This is a genomic window from Streptomyces sp. NPDC088730 (assembly GCF_044751215.1).
Classification (GTDB): domain Bacteria; phylum Actinomycetota; class Actinomycetes; order Streptomycetales; family Streptomycetaceae; genus Streptomyces.
Window position 1 is genome coordinate 80763 of sequence record NZ_JBIVLK010000016.1, and the last position, 17665, is coordinate 98427.

The following is a 17665-nucleotide window of genomic DNA, read 5'->3' on the forward strand; positions in this document are numbered from 1 at the left end:
CCGGCTACCCGTGGCTCATCCTCCGGGAGGCCCGGCATTCGGTACGCGGGCATGACGCCGCCCGTCGGCCGAATCCCTAATGTTGGAGTGGTGCGGCGGGCGTCGCACTCGTCCCCCGAGGCCGAACGCCCGCCGCTCCACATCAGGTCAGGAGAGGAACCATGGCGGACACGGCAGCGCGGACCATGATCCGCACGCAGGGACGCAAGGCGTACGCCTCGTTCGGCAGCCGTCCGTCGTCCGGCAAGCGCCACCCGCTGGTGGCGACGGCCATGGTTCTTCCTCTGGCGGCCCTGCTCGTAGTCGTCTTCGGCGGCTGGGACGCGGTGGTCACACAGGCGTCGTCCGTGGGCGTGATGCTGGGGCGCTGAGCGGCGCCCCGGGTCCGGAAGAGCGGTTCGGACCGGGACATCCGGCCAACAACCCCGTGGGGACGGGGGTGCGGCGGACGGCAGCGTTTGTCCGGTCAGCTGGGGAGCTGACCGGACATCGCGCTGTCCGGGGTCCTTCAGGGGCCGCGGCCTTCGAGTCACCGGGGCCTTTCCACAGGGGGAGGAGCCCGGGACGCGGCCGGTCCGGGCGGTCCGCGTACGCTCCCCTGCGGGTGCGGCGCCGGCCGGACCCGCAGATCCTGCGCCTCCGGGGGAGACCGTGACCACCGCAGTCATACGTGCCCTGGGCTCCCTCGCCCACGAAGCGGCCCACGCCCCCGCCCCGGCAGGCTGCGACTGCCCGCCGCCCGTCGTCCTCGCGGACCGGGCGGACGGCACCGTGGTCCGCAGCGGCGCGGTCGTCGCCAAGGCCCATGCTCCCGGTACTGACACCGCCGCCCTGGCGGCGCGCCTCTGGCTGCCGGCCCGCCCCGCCCTGGCGGACGTCCTGCTCGCACCCCTCCCCGTGCCCGCACGGCCGCCGGCAGCCCCCGTGACGGCCATCGGGCGTCCCGCCCAGCCGTCGCCCTACCTCGCCGAGCTCCACGGCCGCCCGGTCACCCTGTGGCCCTACGGAGAGCCCGTGGACCCGGGTGACCCGGACGCGGCGCCGTGGGAGGAGGCCGCCGCGCTCCTGGCCCGCCTCCACAACACCGCGCTCCCGGCTTCCGCGCTCCCGGCCCGCCTCCACAACACCGCGCTCCCGGCTCCCGCGCTCCCGGTCATGCGGGGGCCCGCGAAGGCGGCGCTCGCCGTGGACCGGATGCGGGCGGCACGTCCCGGTGACCCGTCCACCGGGCCCGTGCTCGCGGCCTGGCAGCGGCTGCCGGGCTGGGCGCGTGACGAGGCCCCCGCCCCCGCGGACCGCGCCCGCTTCCTCTGCCACGGTGATCTGCACCTGGGCCAGCTCGTCCGGCACCCCGCTCCGCGCGGCGGCTGGCTGCTGATCGACGTCGACGACGCGGGCATCGGTGACGCCACCTGGGACCTGGCCAGGCCCGCCGCCTGGTACGCGGCCGGACTGCTGCCGCCCGACGTCTGGCTCCGGTTCGTGGACGCCTACCGGGCCGCCGGCGGGCCCGCGCTGCCCGCGGTCGGCGACCCCTGGCCGGAGTTGGACGTCGCCGCCCGCGCCCTGACCGTACAGACCGCGGCACTGGCGCTCGCCAAGTCCGCGGCGGAGGGCCGGGATCCGGATGAGGTGGAACAGATGATGATCGGGAGCTGTGCCCGAATTGCTGCTCTCCCGCCCGAGTTGGCCGCCGGGAGCGCGTCGTAGGGTGAACCGACCGTCGACGGGCACGCATTCCGGCGACGGCTAACCGACGGCGAGGAGTGAGCCCGAACATGCAGTGTCCCAAGTGCCACGCACCGATGCACACGTACAACCGCAACGGCATTCAGATCGAGCAGTGCAGCGGCTGCCGGGGGATATTCCTGGACTACGGCGAGCTGGAGTCGCTGACCCGCATGGAAGCGCAGTGGACGCAGCAGGCTCCGCCCCCGCCGCCCGCGCCGCAGGCCTACCCGGCCGCCCCCGCGCCCGCCTGGGGCGCCCCGCAGCAGCACCACGGCGGCGGTCACCACGGGCACTACCGGCAGAAGAGCTTCGGCCGGATGCTCTTCTCGTCCTGACCCGGCGCGCCCCCGTGTCGTGGTCCGGACGGATTCCGTCCGGACCACGACACGGCCGCTCACGGCAACGACGAAGCCCCGGTCGTCGGGACGACCGGGGCTTCGGGCTGTGCGCGATACTGGGATTGAACCAGTGACCTCTTCCGTGTCAGGGAAGCGCTCTCCCGCTGAGCTAATCGCGCGGGGTGACCCTGCGTGTACTGCGTGCGCGATACTGGGATTGAACCAGTGACCTCTTCCGTGTCAGGGAAGCGCTCTCCCGCTGAGCTAATCGCGCGGGGGTCCTTGCGGACCGGTGGACGATACTGGGATTGAACCAGTGACCCCTTCCGTGTCAGGGAAGTGCTCTCCCGCTGAGCTAATCGTCCTTGGAGGTGGAGACGGGATTTGAACCCGTGTAGACGGCTTTGCAGGCCGTTGCCTCGCCTCTCGGCCACTCCACCAGGGATGGGGGTTCGGGAAGATCCCCCACCTACTGCGAGCGGACGACCAGGTTCGAACTGGCGACCTCAACCTTGGCAAGGTTGCGCTCTACCAACTGAGCTACGTCCGCTTGTCGGTTCCGGTTCACTTGCGCGTCCCGGCGACGTGATGAACTCTAGCGGATTCCGGGGCCAGTACAAAAACGCGTTTGTGCAGCGTGCTGGGGTGCCTCGCCCCGGCGCAGGTCACCGCGGGGCGTCCTAGACTCACCGACGTGCACGACCTTGCCCCAATGGCCCGCTTCGGCGGCCTCGTCGCCTCCGATCTGCGGGATGTGACCAGTGACCCAGCAGCCCTCGACTCGTCGGGCTTCTGGGCCGTGTCCGCCGGTTTCGAGGGCCGGCTCATCTGCGCCCGCTTCGCCACCGTACGCACCTCCGCCGTGCCCGCCCCGGTGCCGGGCGGCTGGCACGGGCCCGCCGCCGGAGACTGGAACTCGTCGCTGGACCGCGCCGCGTACATCTCCGCCGTGCGCCGGATCCGCGCGTACATAGCGGAGGGGGAGGTCTACCAGGCCAACCTCTGCCGGGTGATGACGGCCCGGCTGCCCGACCCGTCCGCGGCCGACGTGGACGCCCTCACCGCGCTGCTGGCGCGTGGCAATCCCGCCCCGTACGCGGGAACGATCCGGCTGCCCGCGTACGGCGTGGAGATAGCGACCGCCTCGCCCGAACTGTTCCTCCGCAGGGACGGCCGCACGGTGGAGTCCGGACCGATCAAGGGCACCGGCCGCACGGAGGACGATCTGCTGGAGAAGGACCACGCCGAGAACGTGATGATCGTCGACCTGGTCCGCAACGACCTCGGACGGGTCTGCGCCACCGGATCGGTCACCGTTCCCGGTCTGTGCGCGGTCGAGAAGCACCCGGGCCTCGTCCACCTGGTCTCCACGGTGCGCGGACTGCTGGCCGAGGGAGCCGGCTGGCCCGAGCTCCTCGCCGCGGCCTTCCCGCCCGGTTCGGTCACCGGCGCCCCCAAGACCAGTGCGCTGAGGATCATCGGCGAACTGGAGACCGCCCCGCGCGGCCCGTACTGCGGCGGCATCGGCTGGGTGGACGCCGACCGCGCCACCGCCTCGCTCGCCGTGGGCATCCGCACCTTCTGGACCGACCGCACCGGGGCCGCCCCCGTCCTGCGCTTCGGCACCGGCGCCGGCATCACCTGGGGGTCGGATCCGGAACGGGAGTGGGACGAGACCGAACTCAAGGCGTCCAGGCTGCTCGCGGTAGCGTCGGGCGCATACGAAGCAACCGGAAGGACCGCACCATGAGGATCTGGGTCAACGGCGCACTGCGCGACGCCGATGACGCACGGGTGTCCGTGCTCGACCACGGGCTCACCGTGGGCGACGGCGTCTTCGAGACGGTCAGGACGGCCGGCGGCAGGCCCTTCGCGCTCACCCGGCACCTCGACAGGCTGGCCCGTTCCGCCCGCGGCCTCGGCCTGCCGGTGCCCGACCTAGACGAGGTGCGCCGGGCCTGCGCCGCCGTCATCGAGGCCAACCCCGCCGTCCTCGGCCGGCTCCGGATCACGTACACCGGAGGCATCTCGCCGCTCGGCTCCGACCGGGGCACCGCCGGACCCGGTCTGGTCGTCGCGCTCGGGGAGGCGCGGCGCCGCCCGGACACCACGGCGGTCATCACCGTCCCCTGGACGCGCAACGAACGCGGCGCGCTGACCGGGCTCAAGACCACCTCGTACGCCGAGAACGTCGTCGCGCTCGCCCGCGCCCACGAGCGCGGCGCCACCGAGGCGCTCTTCGCCAACACCGTCGGACAGCTCTGCGAGGGCACCGGGTCCAACGTCTTCGTCGTCCTCGACGGACAGTTGCACACCCCGCCGGTCGCCTCCGGCTGCCTGGCCGGGATCACCCGGGCCCTGGCGGTGGAGTGGACGGGGGCGCAGGAGACGGAACTGCCCTTCGACGTACTGGAGCGGGCCGAGGAGATCTTCCTCACCTCCACGCTCCGCGACATCCAGGCGGTCCACCGGGTCGACGGCAGGGAACTGCCCGGTGCCCCCGGCCCGGTGACCGCGAAGGCCATGAGCGTCTTCGGCGAGCGGGCCGGCGACGACCTGGACCCGTAGCCGGTGCCGGCGGGTTTCACGGCCGCTTTCACGGCTGCCCGGCCGTGAAAATCAGCGGGGATGCCCGTAAAAGCGGATGACGGCATCGTGCGCGGGGGATAGAAATCCCCTGATGACCACGACACTCCGGCCTTCCGGGCCGATACAGCAAGGCGCCGACGGCGCACGGGAGCGCGCGTACGACGTGTGCGACAACGGGCGTCCCGTCGGCGCCCTTGAGATCGCCGTCGAGCCGGAGTCGGCCGGCGGCGCGGGCCTCCTGGGCTCCCTGCGGATCGACGAACCCGTCCGCAGGCGCGGACGCGGGACCATCGCCGTGCTGGCGGCCGAAGAGGTACTGCGCGGCTGGGGCTGCGCCCAGGTGCGTACGTCGGTCGACGCCGGAGACATCGCGGCGCAGCGGCTCGCCGCCGCGCTCGGGTACACCGAGCGCAGCAGGAACATGATCAAGTCGCTGCCGCCGGTCGCCCCGGCCCTGCCGGACGGGCTGACCGCACGCCCGATGACGCCCGGCGAGTTCGCCCGGTGGGAGGACGGGGCCATCGCGGGCTACGCGGAAAGCCTGGTCACCCGCGGAATGCCGGAGGAGACCGCGCTGCGGGCCGCCCGCGCCTCCCACGCCGGGCACCTTCCGGACGGCCTGGACACCGAGGGTGCCCGGCTGCACTTCCTGATCCACGAGGGCGGGACCGTGGGGTATGTCTGGGTGGCCCCGTTCGAGATGCACCCCGGCGTGCTCGTCGGCTACGTGTTCGACGTGGAGGTCCACGAGGAGTTCCGGGGCCGGGGGCACGGGCGGGCGCTGATGCTCCAGGCGGAGCGGATCGCCCTCGCGGCGGGACACGGGCGACTGGGCCTGCACGTGGTCACGGCCAACATCCCGGCGGTCCGGCTGTACGAGTCGCTGGGCTACGAGCCGACCCGGTACAACCTGGCCAAGCAGCTGTAGCCCCTCGCCTGCCCCTGAGGCTGCCTCCGGTTCCGGAGCCGCTGCCAGTGGCGCTGCCGCTTCCGGTGGCGCCGCTGCCGGTTCCGGTGGCTTCTGCGGCTGCTGCCGGTTTCGCGGCCCCGGGGGCTCAGTCCTGTCCGGCGAGCAGCCGGTCGGCGATCTCCTCGATCCGCTCGCGCAGACCCTCCTGGCTCCTGCCGCCGTCCAGCCGCTCTCCGCCGATCACATAGGTCGGGGTGCCGGTGACCCCGATCGCCTTGCCCTCCGCCTGGTCGGCGTCGACGATCAGCAGGTGCCGGCCGTCGATCAGGGCGGTGTCGAACTCCTCCGCGTCCAGGCCGAGTTCCTCCGCCACTTCGATCAGCAGCGGCTCACCGGTCCGGCCGAGCTCCGCGGTGCGGGCGAGGACCGCCTCGATGTACGGCCAGTCCTTGCCCTGCGCCGCGGCCTCCTCCGCGGCCTGTGCGGCGGCGTAGGCGTGCTTGTGCTTCTCCAGCGGGAAGTGCCGCAGCCGCACCTCGATCCGGTCGCCGTACCGCGCCCGCAGGGCGTGCACATCGGTGAGGGCGTGGTGGCAGTCGGGGCACTGGAGCTCGCACCAGATGTCGAGAACGACCGGCGCTGCGGGGGTGGAATCACTCATGGGGCCAGTCTCCCAGGGTGCGGGGGAGAGTCCCGACCGGCACCGGCGGGTACGGCCCCGGTTGCCCGCCCGCACGGCACCTGCGGAGGATCCCGGCCCTGATATGTCCCTGAAGTGCGCTCCGGGCGTGGCCCCGGGCCCCTGGGCAGGTGCAGGATGGAAGGGACGTTTCCCCTGCGCCTGGAGGCACCGATGCTTGCCGAGACCATTTGTTCCGCGGTGTCCGCGGCGGGCCTGGGCATCGCCGCCGTCACCGCGTACCGGAAGCGCTTCCTCGCGGCGACCAGGATCGCGGCCTATTCCCTGGTCCCGATCGGCCTGGTGCTGACCGGTGTCGTCCAGTGGGTGTCGGACATCGCCTTCAAGCCGAGCGTCTGGCTGGGCTTCGGCCTGCTGGGAGTGGCCTGGCTGCTGTTCATCACGACCCGCGCGGTTGAACGGCGCGGGGGCGGCACCCGTAAGGAACGCAGGGCCGCCGCCCGTGCCGCGAGGGAGGGCGCGGTGGGGCCGGCCGCCTCGGCGCCGTCGCTGGGCGCAGGTGTCCCGGCGGCCCAGCCGCAGCAGCGGGAGAGGCCGAAGAAGCAGGCCGCCGCGAGCGGATCGGGCGAGGACTTCAGCGACATCGAGGCGATCCTGAAGAAGCACGGCATCTGAGGCGCGTCACGTCCGCCCCCGCCCACTGCCGGGCGCCCGCAACGCGCGGGGTTCCGTGCTCCCTGAATCGATTCACGCATGATCCTTGACGGTATTCGGGGATCAGGACTAGCGTCCCGAACGGTTTGAATCAATTCACTCACGCCGTCCGTACGATGGGGTGACGCCGCCGCTGGACCAGTGCGGCCAAGGGCACCAGTGGGGCAGGGCAAGTGGCGCGTGTGGCAGGGATCAAGGATGTGGCCCGGCAGGCCGGGGTCTCCGTGGGCACGGTCTCCAATGTGATCAACCGGCCGGAGACCGTACTCCCCGAGACGCGGGCGCGGGTGCTGGCGGCCATCGAGGACCTCGGTTACGTCCGCAGCGAGTCCGCCCGCCAGCTCAGGGCGGGACGCAGCCGGATCATGGCCCTCCTCGTCCTGGACATGGGCAACCCCTTCTTCGTCGACGTCGCCCGGGGGGCCGAGCGCGCCGCCCGGCAGGCGGGCCTGGGCGTGATGGTCTGCAACAGCGGCCAGAGCCCCGCGGAAGAGGCCGAATACCTCGGCCTCTTCGCGGAACAGCGGGTCTGCGGCGTCCTGGTCACACCGGCCGACGCGACCGGCCGCAACCTGGAGTCCTTCAGCCGCCACCGGATTCCCTATGTCCTGGTGGACCGGGTCGCGTCCGGCACCGGGACCTGCGCGGTCTCCGTCGACGACGTGCGGGGCGGCGCCCTGGCCGTCGGGCACCTGATCTCGGCCGGGCACCGCTCCGTGGCCTACGTCAGCGGACCGGGCGACCTGCACCAGATCAGGGACCGCCGCACCGGCGCGCTGTCCGCACTGGCCGAGGCGGGGCTGGAGCCCGAGGCCCTGGTCGAGATCCCCTCCGACCGGCTCGACGTGGCGGCGGGGCGGGACGCCGGAGCCAGGCTGCTCGGCCTGGTGCCGCGCCCCACCGCCGTGTTCTGCGCCAACGACCTGCTCGCCCTCGGTGTGCTGCAGTCCCTCTACGCGGCCGGGGTGCGGGTCCCGCAGGACATCGCCATCGTCGGATACGACGACATCGAGTTCGCCGCCGCCGCTGCCGTGCCGCTCACCTCGGTGCGCCAGCCCGCCGTCGTGATGGGCCGGATGGCCGCCGAACTCCTGCTGGAGGAGGCCGATGACGACGGCCGCCACGAGCACCGCAGCGTGGTGCTCCAGCCGGAACTCGTCGTACGCGCGTCGAGCTCCACCCCGCGCTGAGGCCCCCGCGCGGCCCGTGGTTCCCGGTGCTGTTTCCTTGATCCGTTCACATGCGCCGTTCGCATGTGCCGCTTTCCTCAGCCTGCCCGAAACGGAGACGCCGTGCCCCTGTTCGACCTGCCCCTGGACCAACTCCGCTCCTACCGCCCCGAGGTCGCCGAACCCGACGATTTCGACGCCTTCTGGCAGTGCACCCTCGAAGAGGCGTCCGCCCACCCGCTGGACGCGGAATTCACCTTGTACGACGGGGCGTTGAGCAATGTCGTGTCCCACGACGTGTCGTTCGCCGGCTGGGGCGGCCACCGCATACGCGCCTGGCTGAACGTGCCCGCCGGAGCCGAGGGCCCCCTGCCCACCGTCGTCCACTACCTGGGATACGGCGGCGGGCGCGGGCTGCCGCACGACCACCTGGTGTGGCCCGCGGCAGGATGGGCCACGCTGCTCGTGGACACCCGGGGGCAGGGCGCCGTCAACAACAGCTCGCCGGGCTCCACCGGCGACCCGCACGGCGGCGGCAACCCGCAGTCGCCCGGCTTCATGACCCGAGGCATCCTCGACCCCGACGAGTACTACTACCGCCGGGTGTTCACCGACGCGGTGCGCGCCGTCGAGGTGGCCCGTACCCACCCTGCCGTCGACGCGGACCGGATCGTCGTGCACGGCGGCAGTCAGGGCGGCGGCATCGCCCAGGCGGTGGCGGGGCTCAGCCCCCACGTCAGGGCGGCCCTCATCGACGTACCGTTCCTGACGCACTACCGGCGCGCCGTGGAGCTCACGGACCGGGACCCGTACCAGGAGATCGTCCGCTTCCTGTCCGCCCAGAACGGCTTCTCCGAGCAGGTGTTCCGGACCCTCTCGTACTTCGACGGCGTCAGCTTCGCCGCTCGGGCGACGGTGCCCGCGCTGTACTCGGTGGCCCTGATGGACGCCGTCTGCCCGCCGTCCACCGTCTTCGCCGCCTACAACCACTGGGCCGGGCCCAAGCAGATCGAGGTCTACCCCTGGAACGGCCACGAGGGCGGCGGCTCGCCCCACCGGGCGGTGCAGCTGCGGATGCTGCGGGATCTGGACTGACGGCGAAGCAGCGGGGGAGTGCGGGGGCGTTCCGAATGTGTGATGGGGGATCGGACGCCGGAGCGATTCCGGCCACCACGTGAGGGGTGAACTACCCTCATAAAAACGAGTGTTGATCGCCAACGGGGCCGGCCTGCGTCATGATCGTCCCGAGATGGTGGACACCTCCCGGGGCGATGCCCCCGCACCCCCCGCCGAAGAGCCGCGTGGCTGCCTCTTCGCGCTTTCCCAGCCCCCTCTGATGATCTTCCTCACGGTGATCGGCGGCCTGCTGCTGATGGCCGCGTTGCACGATCTCTTAGTGCTGTGAACGGTCAGTCGGCCGCTTCCCGGCGGCGCGCCCGGTACGCGGCGACGTGCAAGCGGTTACCGCAGGTACGGCTGGAGCAGTAGCGGCGGGAACGGTTGCGGGAGAGGTCGACGAAGGCGTGCCGGCAGTCCGGCGCCTCGCAGCGCCGCAGCCGCTCCGTCTCGCCCGCCACGATGATGAACGCGAGGGCCATCCCGCAGTCGGCGGCCAGGTGGTCGGCGATCGAGGCGTCCGGCGCGAAGTAGTGCACGTGCCAGTCGTAGCCGTCGTGGTCGCTGAGCTGCGGCGTGGTGCCCGCGGCGGCGACCAGGGAGTTGACGAGCGAGGCGGCGGTCCGGGCATCGGGCGCCGCGAAGACCGCCGCGAACCGGGCCCGTACGTCGTGCACGGCCCGCAGGTCCTTCTCGTCCAGCTCGGTCACCCCGCTCATGCGGTGGCGGGCGGCGAACGCGTGGAGCGCCGGGATGCCGGCGAGCCCGTCGGCCGGCGCCCCCTCCTGCGGCTGCGCGCTCTCGGGCGCGGTGTTCACCAGATCGACCACCGTTTCGAGGGCGATCCGGGTGTCGTGTGGGATCAGCACGCATTCGCTCCCTGGCCTCCGGCGGGCGGGGCGCCCGCCGATGCCGGACGACTCTACTGGCACGGCCGTGGTGTGCGGGGGCGTGTGCGCACGGACCGGCGCCGTCACCACGGTGGTTTCCGTGGTGACGGCGCCGGTTTCCGCCGTATGAGGTTGTCCGCGCGACGCCGTCTCCCCGAGTCGGACGGCGTCGTGCAGTTCTCGGCCTGGCTCAGCTTTCCGCCAGGATGTGTGAGAGCTCCGTATCGAGATCGAAGTGACGATGCTCGGTACCCGGCGGAACCGCGGCGTCGGTCCTCTTCAGGAACGACTCCAGGGCCCGTGCCGGGGCCTCCAGCAGGGCTTCGCCCTCTGGGGAGCTCAGTGCGATACAGACGACGCCCTGGCCGTGACTACGGGATGGCCAGACGCGGACGTCTCCGGTGCCGGTGGGCCTGTGCAGCCCCTCGGCAAGGAGGTCACGGGCGAAAACCCACTCGACCGTTTCCTCCGCTCCGGTGTGGAAGGTGGCGTGCACGGCATACGGATCGGCCGTGTCATACCGCAGGCCCGCGGGTACAGGCAGTGAGGACTCGCTCGACACAACGAGGCGCAGGTGCAGCTCGCAGCTGACCGTGGTGTTCATAAGCGCCAGGGCCTTTCGCTCAGTGTGCGCTCGGGGATTCGCACGTCGGCGAAATCGACATGCCACCTACGGTGGCGTTGTAAACCCCTCTGACCGTTTTGTGATCCTTCAGGTAGCTCGTACAGCGGTGTGTAACTTTGGGTTATGCGGCCATTCCAGTGACAGGAGCCGTTCCGGTAGGTTGGCCACCATGAATGCGGAGAGTGACGAGCGGGGCGGGGTCGCCGCATCGGCGGATCCGGCGCTCGCGACGGGGGACGTGACGGAAGACGTGACGGGGGACGTCGCGCGGGATGTGGCGGAGGAGGGGCCGGAGCTCGGCTCCAGGGCGCCCGGGTTCATCAAGGCGTCCAGAGCGCTGCACCTGAGCTGGCAGGTGGGCGTGTTCCTGGTCGGCCTCGCCGTGGTGGTGGCGGGCGTCATCATGCTGCCGCTGCCGGGCCCCGGCTGGCTGGTGATCTTCGGCGGCATGGCGATCTGGGCGACCGAGTTCGTCTGGGCCCAGCTGGTGCTGCGCTGGACGCGGCGGAAGGTCACGGAGGCCGCCAAGCGGGCCCTCGATCCCAAGGTCCGGCGGCGCAACATCGCGCTCACTGTGATCGGCCTGGTGATCGTCGCGGTGCTGGTGGGGGTCTATGTGTGGAAGTTCGGAATCGTCATGCCGTGGAAGATCCACGAGTGACCCGGAGCTGGTCGGGGGACGCCACTGACATGGGGTAATGTTTGGCGTGCGCCCGGGGCGATTAGCTCAGTGGGAGAGCGCTTCGTTCACACCGAAGAGGTCACTGGTTCGAACCCAGTATCGCCCACCCCGGACCGATGGCCCGGAAGCTTTCCGAAGCTTCCGGGTCATCGGCGTTTTCGCCCGCGCCGTTCGTGTGCCTCGCCGATTCTTGGCCCCGACTGTTGGCGCCCATGGCGCTCCCGGCCTGATCCGCGAGCGCTTTCCGGTGCGGGCCGATGCCCGTGCCCCAGACCTCGCCGCTTCGCGGCTGGTGGCTCGTGCGGGATTCACTGCGACGTCGAAGCCGTGTCATCGGTGGCGCGGGCTGACTGACGCGTGCGTGGTCGCGCCTCTTCCTCCGCGGCGTCAAGCGCGGGTGCGAGTACGGCGAGTGCGGAGCGGAGCAGTTCGCTCAGTGAGCCGGACGGCACGACGAGCCCACCGGGCGAGGGGGGTGCGGCCGGAGGCTGGAGCCACTCCCGCAGTGCGATCCGGACGGCGGCGGCCACGCTCGCCGCGAGCACGCCGGCGGTGGGTGTGCCGGTGTCGCCGAGGCGCCGGCCGATTGCGGTGGCGAGGGGGTGTTCGATTGCCGCGGTGGTGTCGAGGAAGGTCTCGCGCAGCGCGGGGCTGGCGATGATCATCAGCAGACCGTCGCGGTCGCGCGGTTCGGTGTACTGCTCCAGGACCGCTTCGGTCAGGGTGTCGGCGAGGCGGACGCCGGCGGGTGTGGCCGCCACCGCCGCGACGACCCGCGATTCCCGCTCGGCGGTGACGGCGGCGACGATCGCCTGTTCACGGCTGGAGAAGTAGTTGTTGTAGGTCCTCGGCGAGACTCCGGCCGCCTCGGCGATGTCGTCGACGCGGACGTTGCCGGGCCCATGGGTGAGCGCCAGCCGCAGCGCCGCCTCACGCAAGGCCACCCGGGTGGCCTGTTTCTTCTGCTCGCGCAGTCCGTTCTGCCCTGTTGTCACCCCAGCACTATCCCAGTCGAGGTGCGTGCACGCAAACTTGCGTGCACGCACTATTAGCTCCTACTCTCGGATTCCCTACTGAGAGGCCAGACATATGCGAGCCAAAGGCATCTGCTACGACACCGGATTCATCCGCAACGGCGGCAACTCCCGGGAGTGCTTCGATCCCGAGCTGGTCAGAAAAGAGCTGACCGTCATCCGTGACGATCTCCACTGCACCGCCGTCCACATCACCGGCGGCGACCCGGATCGCCTGGACCTCGCCGCTCGCCTCGCGGCCGGACTCGGCCTGGAGATCTGGTTCTCGCCGTACCCGCTGGAGCTGGCGCCCGATGAGATCCTGACCCTGCTCGCCGACTGCGCGGAGCGGGCCGAGCGGCTCCGGTCGCGGGGGGCAGAGGTCGTGTTCGTCACAGGCGCTGAGCTGAGCGTCATGAACCACGGCTTCCTCGAAGGCGACAGCACCGAGGAGCGGATCGGCTGGCTGCTGGGTGACCCGGCCCGGAGGCCGGAGCGATTCGCCGTGGTCGGCACCCGCCTCAACGCCTTCCTCCGCGAGGCCGTGGCGCTGGTCCGTGAGAGCTTCCACGGCAAGGTCACGTACGCCGCCATCCAGTTCGAAGCCGTCGACTGGGACCTGTTCGACTTCACCACCTTCGAACTCATCCGGTCCGCGGAGGTGGCGGACCGGTTCCGGGACGCCGTGCGCAGCCTCGTCGCGCAGCCCAAACCGGTCGCCATCACCGGCTTCGGCACCGCCACCTGGCGCGGCGCGGGCGACGTCGCGCCCCGCAGCATGGAAATCCTCGAAACCGACGAAGCCACCGGCGCTCCGCTCCGGCTGAACGGGCAGTACGAGCGGGACGAAGCCGGCCAAGCGGCCTACCTGAGCGAGCTGCTGGAGATCTTCGAGAGCGAGGGCGTCGACAGCGCCTTCGTGTTCCTCTTCGCTCTCTACAACCTGCCGCACCGACCTGACGGCGATCCCCGCGACGACCTCGATCTCGCCAGCCTCGGCATCGTCAGGATCCTCGAAGGCCGCCACGGCGACACGTACCCGGATCTGCCCTGGGAGCCCAAGGCCGCCTTCGCCGCGGTCGCCGACCACTACCGCGGCGGCTGACGCCCGCCGCGCCGGGGACTCACGCCTGGTTCCCGGCGTCCCCGTCCACGGCCGGTTCGCGCTCCGCGGTCACGTCACCGCATCCGGCCCAGGACGCTCCGCAGCCGCCGGGCATCGCGCAGCCGCTTCTCGTACGTCGCACCGACCGCCAGCAGCACCACCCCGGCCAGCGCCGGAGCCACCCAGCGCGGCAGCGCGCCGACCACCTGGACCACGTACGGCGCGAGTTCGTGCACGGCGTCCAGCGCCAGCGCCGCGCCGCCCAGCACCAGCAGCGCCTGGAGCCGCCACCGCGCCCCCGCCAGCGTGATCACGAGAGCCGCCGCGCCGAGCAGCAGCGGCCGCAGCCAGTGCGGATCGGCCCAGGCGGCGAAGAGCGACGGCACCAGCGTCGCCGCCAGGCCCGCTCCGTGCGCCGTCCACGACGACGCGGCCGGATCGCGGCGGCGGCGCAGCGCGCCGATCACCAGCGCCGCGACGGTCACCGGCAGGGTGTACGCCTCCGGGGAGGACACCCCGGAGGCGGACAGCCGCACCCAGGCGGCCGCCAGGAACAGCCCCGTGGCCAGGTATCCGGCCACCGGCCGCCGCTCGGGACGCAACGCCGTGCCCGCCGCCTGCACCGCGCACAGGGACAGCACCAGGGCGAGGAACGGCAGATCGCCCGCCGCCATGCCGATGGCCGGTACCGCCGCCGCGCCGCCGGCCAGCTCCACCGGCAGCGCGACCGCGTGCGCCTTCAGCCGGGCGCCCAGCAGCACGGTCAACGCGGGGGCCGCCAGCACCAGTGGAGCCGCCCGGTGCGCGGCCAGCCCCAGCGAGGCACCGCACGCGACCGTCAGCACCACGGCGCAGCCCACCGCCGCGCACGCCGCCACCGCCTGCGCGGCCCGCACGACCCGGCCCGGCCGCGGGCCCCCTGCCACGGAGGCGTCCAGGGCGACCGCCGCGACCGCGCACAGCACCAGCAGCGCTCCCAACACCGTGTAGGTGGCCGCCTCCGAGGCGAGCGAGAGCAGCGCCACGTCCACCGCGCCCACCGCCCCGCACACCGACGCCGTCAGTGCCACACCCGTAGTCCCGTGCCGCAGACCGCCCACCGACACGCCCGTCGTGCTCTGCCGCAGACCGCCCACCGCCACCGCGAACACGCCCACGGCCAGGACCAGTTGTACGGCGACAGTCGCCGCGTACGAGACATCCAGTGCCGCGGGCAGCACGGTGATCCCCGCCCAGCCGAGCACCGCCGCCACGGCCCCGACCGCTCCCCGAACCGAAGGGCCGGGGGAGAGGGCGGGCCCGGCCCACCGCAGCGCGGCCTCCCACCACCGGTACGCCGCCGCGAGCGCCCCGGCCACCACGAGCAGGATGACGGGGGCCGCGCCCAGATCCGTCCACGGCAGCCCGGTCGCACCCAGCGCACCCCGGGCGCCGTCCCGCGGCGCATCCGTCCACACCCGGCCCAGCCGCGACACCGGACCCACCAGCGACACCGCGACCGGCGGCAGCGAGAACAGCACGGAAGCCGCCGTCACCGCCCCCGACGCCCAGGCCAGTCCCCGCCCGGCCGGACGCCCCAGCGGAGCCCGTACAGCCGCCAGCAGCGCTCCGCCGCACAGCAGATACACCGGCACCACCCAGCCGCCGGGCACCCCCGCGGCCACCACGGAGGCGACGGCCGCAACCGCTGCCAGACCGGCCACCAGGCCCCCGGCCACCGCGGCCGCCGCCGGCGCCCGGCGGGCCCCGGACAGCGCGATCGCCGCCCCCGCCAGCAGCAGCGCCCCCGACGGCACCGCACCTGACGGCGCATCGGCCGCCAGCGACTTCCCCAGCGCGATCAGCAGCCCCGCGCCACCGGTCGCACAGAGCGCGGCGCAGGCCGTGACCCGTACCGCGACTCGCTTGCCCCGCACCGCGATCGCACAGTCCAGTGCCGCCGTCGCCAGCAGCGCGGCGGAGAACACCAGCGCGTCCGCCCGTTCCGCGCAGGCCCACAGCAGCAACGGCAGCTGCGCGCAGAGCACCGAGGCGGGCAACGGCAGCCGCAGCCCCCCGAGCAACAGCCCGTACGCCGCCCACAGCACGGACAGCACCGCGGCAGCGGTCGCGGCGAAGCCCAGAGCACCCGTCCCCGGCGCGGCCAGCTCATGCAGCGCGAAGGCGTCCAGCACCATCAGCACCGACGCGAGGGCGGCGAGCGCCTCGGCCGTCGAGGCCAGTCCCCGGCGCAGCAGCGCCGCCGGTGCGGCCAGCGCCGCGAGCGTCAGGGTCGCCAGCACCGCCGTGCGGCCGCTGATCCCCATCTGGCCCCAGCTGACCAGGGTGAAGGCGATCGCCGCGACCGTCAGCAGCAGTCCGCCGAGGGTGAGCAGCACGTTCTGCGCACCCCCGGTGCGAACGCCGGCGGCGGCCGGCCGGGCCGGAGCCGCGAACGGCGCCGCGAACGCGGACGCGGGAGGTGCGGTGATCGGCGGGCCCGGTGTCCGCAGGGCGTTCAGCAGCCAGGCACGGCGGTGCAGCAGTTGGGACCGGCGCAGGTCCAGCCCGGCGAGCTCACGGTCGAGGAGTGCCAATTCCTCGGCGGGCGGCGGCAGATGTTCCATGACCGCGAGTGTGGTGGCGGTCACGCGCGGGGGCATGCGCACGGATACTCACTTCACCGGCTGAGTATGCGCATCCTGGACGCATGGACTGGAGCCACTACCGATTTGTCACCGTCTGGGAACTCGCTGCCCCGCCCGCCGCCGTGTACCGGCTGCTGGAACAGGTGGAGCAGTACCCGCGATGGTGGCCACAGGTCCGTGAGGTCACCCCCGCCGACGGCACTTCCGGCACCACCCGGATCCGCTCCCTGATCCCGTACGACCTCGTCATCACGGTCCGCGAACGACGCCGCGATCCGCACGCCGGGGTCCTCGAAGTGACCATCACCGACGACCTCGAAGGCTGGGCCCGCTGGACCGTCACCCCGCACGGCGCCGGGAGCCGGGCCGTGTACGAGCAGGAGGTCGAGGTGCGCAAGAGGCTGCTGCGGGTGTTCGCGGTGCCGGGACGCCCGGTGTTCCGGGCCAATCACGCCCTGATGATGCGGGCCGGGCGGCGCGGGTTCGCGGCGCGGCTGGAAGCGGTTTGAACCACACCCGCGGGGCCCTGTATGGTTCAACCCGTTCCCGGGCGATTAGCTCAGTGGGAGAGCGCTTCGTTCACACCGAAGAGGTCACTGGTTCGAACCCAGTATCGCCCACCCCGGGAGAGGCCGGTCCGTCAGGAGCACCGACGGACCGGCCTCTGCGTGTCCCCGACCGGTCCGCTCAGGCGGCCGCGCGCAGCTCCGGACGGACCGGCCACGCCGGGTCCACCGTCTCCGGAGTGCCGCTCCTGGCGAACCAGGCCTGCAGACCGCGAGCCTGGGCGGCGTGCCACACCGTCTGAAGCGTGTGCAGCTCCGCCGGGGTCAGCCGCTCCAGCCTGGTGGCGAACCGCCGCGCCACCGCCCGGACCAGCTCCAGCGAGGCGGACGCGTCGGCCGCCGCGTCATGCGCGCCGTCCAGCACCACCCCGTACAGCTCGCACAGATCCGTGAGCGTGCGCCGGCCCTTGCGATAGCGGTCCAGATGCTTGTCGAGCACCCGGGGGTCGAGCACGCACAACGACGCGTTCCCCAGATACCCGGCCAGCGACGACGCCCGGTGCCGCTTCAGCTCCCGGTCCAGCAGCGTCAGGTCGAACGGCGCGTTCATCACCACCAGCGGCCGCCCCGCCGCGCCCTGCTCGGCGAGCGCCCTCGCTATCTCCTCCACCACCGGCGCGGGCCAGCGCCCGTTGCGCTGGAGGTGGTCATCGGTCAGGCCGTGGATCTCCGTCGCCCCCGCGGGCACCGGCACCCCCGGATTCACCAGCCAGCGGGTGACGCGCATCCGCCCGCCGGCGCTGTCCTGGACGACGAGGGCGGCCGACACGATCCGGTCCCCCTCGACATCCACTCCCGTCGTCTCGGTGTCAAAAGCGGCCAGTGGCCCCTCGTACCAATGAGTCATCCCCGAACTCCTCGCGCCCGAGCGGCAGATGGCGTGATTCCTCTGCCCGGTTCGGTGATACCCGCGCCCTTTGCCTGATACGCCGTTTGCGGCTCCTCCTCTG

19 protein-coding genes and 7 tRNA genes are annotated in these 17665 nt (G+C 72.4%); 15 read left to right on the forward strand and 11 right to left on the reverse strand.

Annotated elements, in window-relative coordinates:
- Window positions 1-161: 161 nt before the first annotated feature.
- The 3 genes from ACIP89_RS32370 (at window position 162) to ACIP89_RS32380 (ending at window position 2066) form a co-directional block, all read left to right on the forward strand.
- A complete protein-coding gene (locus ACIP89_RS32370; protein ID WP_073737491.1) occupies window positions 162-371 on the forward strand; it encodes a hypothetical protein in 210 nt (69 codons plus the stop codon).
- A gap of 280 nt (window positions 372-651) precedes the next feature.
- Window positions 652-1710 carry an aminoglycoside phosphotransferase family protein gene (locus ACIP89_RS32375; protein WP_402117975.1) on the forward strand — a complete coding sequence of 353 codons (1059 nt, stop codon included), beginning with the start codon at window positions 652-654 and terminating at the stop codon, window positions 1708-1710.
- Between the two features lie 68 nt (window positions 1711-1778).
- Window positions 1779-2066 carry a zf-TFIIB domain-containing protein gene (locus ACIP89_RS32380; RefSeq protein WP_024490664.1) on the forward strand — a complete coding sequence of 96 codons (288 nt, stop codon included), beginning with the start codon at window positions 1779-1781 and terminating at the stop codon, window positions 2064-2066.
- 110 nt (window positions 2067-2176) lie between these two features.
- Here ACIP89_RS32380 and ACIP89_RS32385 read toward each other — a convergent pair.
- From ACIP89_RS32385 to ACIP89_RS32405, 5 genes are all read right to left on the reverse strand, one after another.
- Window positions 2177-2248 (reverse strand) — tRNA-Val (locus ACIP89_RS32385).
- A gap of 23 nt (window positions 2249-2271) precedes the next feature.
- Window positions 2272-2343, reverse strand: a tRNA-Val gene (locus tag ACIP89_RS32390).
- 19 nt (window positions 2344-2362) lie between these two features.
- Window positions 2363-2434 (reverse strand) — tRNA-Val (locus ACIP89_RS32395).
- Window position 2435: 1 nt separating this feature from the next.
- Window positions 2436-2509: transfer RNA gene (locus ACIP89_RS32400), tRNA-Cys, on the reverse strand.
- Between the two features lie 37 nt (window positions 2510-2546).
- Window positions 2547-2619 (reverse strand) — tRNA-Gly (locus ACIP89_RS32405).
- A 162-nt stretch (window positions 2620-2781) separates the two neighbouring features.
- Between ACIP89_RS32405 and ACIP89_RS32410 the strand changes: the two genes are divergently transcribed.
- The 3 genes from ACIP89_RS32410 (at window position 2782) to ACIP89_RS32420 (ending at window position 5586) form a co-directional block, all read left to right on the forward strand.
- On the forward strand, window positions 2782-3819 hold the full coding sequence (locus ACIP89_RS32410) for a chorismate-binding protein (protein WP_402118007.1): 1038 nt from the start codon (window positions 2782-2784) through the stop codon (window positions 3817-3819).
- Window positions 3816-4637: an aminotransferase class IV gene (locus ACIP89_RS32415; protein ID WP_402117976.1), complete on the forward strand. Its 822-nt coding sequence runs from the start codon at window positions 3816-3818 to the stop codon at window positions 4635-4637. Before ACIP89_RS32410 ends, ACIP89_RS32415 begins: the two co-directional genes overlap by 4 nt.
- A 112-nt stretch (window positions 4638-4749) precedes the next feature.
- On the forward strand, window positions 4750-5586 hold the full coding sequence (locus ACIP89_RS32420; protein WP_401930350.1) for a GNAT family N-acetyltransferase: 837 nt from the start codon (window positions 4750-4752) through the stop codon (window positions 5584-5586).
- Between the two features lie 127 nt (window positions 5587-5713).
- On the opposite strand, the gene ACIP89_RS32425 is transcribed toward ACIP89_RS32420, so the two are convergent.
- A complete protein-coding gene (locus ACIP89_RS32425; protein ID WP_401930101.1) occupies window positions 5714-6229 on the reverse strand; it encodes a DsbA family protein in 516 nt (171 codons plus the stop codon).
- 192 nt (window positions 6230-6421) lie between these two features.
- Here ACIP89_RS32425 and ACIP89_RS32430 point away from each other — a divergent pair, with 192 nt between their 5' ends.
- The 4 genes from ACIP89_RS32430 (at window position 6422) to ACIP89_RS32445 (ending at window position 9496) form a co-directional block, all read left to right on the forward strand.
- Window positions 6422-6883: a hypothetical protein gene (locus tag ACIP89_RS32430; RefSeq protein WP_401930103.1), complete on the forward strand. Its 462-nt coding sequence runs from the start codon at window positions 6422-6424 to the stop codon at window positions 6881-6883.
- 212 nt (window positions 6884-7095) lie between these two features.
- A complete protein-coding gene (locus ACIP89_RS32435; protein WP_024490670.1) occupies window positions 7096-8112 on the forward strand; it encodes a LacI family DNA-binding transcriptional regulator in 1017 nt (338 codons plus the stop codon).
- 102 nt (window positions 8113-8214) lie between these two features.
- Window positions 8215-9186, forward strand: coding sequence for an acetylxylan esterase (locus ACIP89_RS32440; RefSeq protein ID WP_402117978.1), 972 nt, complete (start codon window positions 8215-8217; stop codon window positions 9184-9186).
- A 109-nt stretch (window positions 9187-9295) separates the two neighbouring features.
- Window positions 9296-9496: a hypothetical protein gene (locus ACIP89_RS32445; protein WP_401930422.1), complete on the forward strand. Its 201-nt coding sequence runs from the start codon at window positions 9296-9298 to the stop codon at window positions 9494-9496.
- Between the two features lie 4 nt (window positions 9497-9500).
- Here ACIP89_RS32445 and ACIP89_RS32450 read toward each other — a convergent pair whose 3' ends face one another.
- Together ACIP89_RS32450 and ACIP89_RS32455 are read right to left on the reverse strand one after the other, a co-directional pair.
- Window positions 9501-10076 (reverse strand): CGNR zinc finger domain-containing protein, encoded by a 576-nt coding sequence (locus ACIP89_RS32450; protein WP_401930107.1) that lies wholly within the window; start codon window positions 10074-10076, stop codon window positions 9501-9503.
- 211 nt (window positions 10077-10287) lie between these two features.
- On the reverse strand, window positions 10288-10701 hold the full coding sequence (locus ACIP89_RS32455; RefSeq protein WP_003959770.1) for an SsgA family sporulation/cell division regulator: 414 nt from the start codon (window positions 10699-10701) through the stop codon (window positions 10288-10290).
- Window positions 10702-10891: 190 nt separating this feature from the next.
- Between ACIP89_RS32455 and ACIP89_RS32460 the strand changes: the two genes are divergently transcribed.
- Window positions 10892-11383, forward strand: a complete 492-nt coding sequence (locus ACIP89_RS32460; protein WP_401930109.1) for a TIGR02611 family protein — start codon at window positions 10892-10894, stop codon at window positions 11381-11383.
- Between the two features lie 55 nt (window positions 11384-11438).
- Window positions 11439-11510, forward strand: a tRNA-Val gene (locus tag ACIP89_RS32465).
- A gap of 202 nt (window positions 11511-11712) precedes the next feature.
- On the opposite strand, the gene ACIP89_RS32470 is transcribed toward ACIP89_RS32465, so the two are convergent.
- Entirely contained in the window at window positions 11713-12399 is a 687-nt protein-coding gene (locus ACIP89_RS32470) for a TetR/AcrR family transcriptional regulator (protein WP_402117979.1), read from the reverse strand.
- A gap of 94 nt (window positions 12400-12493) precedes the next feature.
- Here ACIP89_RS32470 and ACIP89_RS32475 point away from each other — a divergent pair, with 94 nt between their 5' ends.
- Window positions 12494-13522: a hypothetical protein gene (locus tag ACIP89_RS32475; protein WP_402117981.1), complete on the forward strand. Its 1029-nt coding sequence runs from the start codon at window positions 12494-12496 to the stop codon at window positions 13520-13522.
- A 74-nt stretch (window positions 13523-13596) separates the two neighbouring features.
- Here the strand turns inward: ACIP89_RS32475 and ACIP89_RS32480 are convergent, their stop codons facing one another.
- Complete coding sequence (locus tag ACIP89_RS32480; protein WP_402118008.1) at window positions 13597-16128, reverse strand: SCO7613 C-terminal domain-containing membrane protein; 2532 nt, start codon at window positions 16126-16128, stop codon at window positions 13597-13599.
- 83 nt (window positions 16129-16211) lie between these two features.
- Between ACIP89_RS32480 and ACIP89_RS32485 the strand changes: the two genes are divergently transcribed.
- Together ACIP89_RS32485 and ACIP89_RS32490 are read left to right on the forward strand one after the other, a co-directional pair.
- Window positions 16212-16658, forward strand: a complete 447-nt coding sequence (locus tag ACIP89_RS32485; RefSeq protein WP_402117983.1) for an SRPBCC family protein — start codon at window positions 16212-16214, stop codon at window positions 16656-16658.
- Window positions 16659-16697: 39 nt separating this feature from the next.
- A tRNA-Val gene (locus tag ACIP89_RS32490) sits at window positions 16698-16769 on the forward strand.
- 67 nt (window positions 16770-16836) lie between these two features.
- Here ACIP89_RS32490 and ACIP89_RS32495 read toward each other — a convergent pair.
- Window positions 16837-17562: a 3'-5' exonuclease gene (locus ACIP89_RS32495; protein WP_401930117.1), complete on the reverse strand. Its 726-nt coding sequence runs from the start codon at window positions 17560-17562 to the stop codon at window positions 16837-16839.
- Window positions 17563-17665 lie beyond the last annotated feature (103 nt).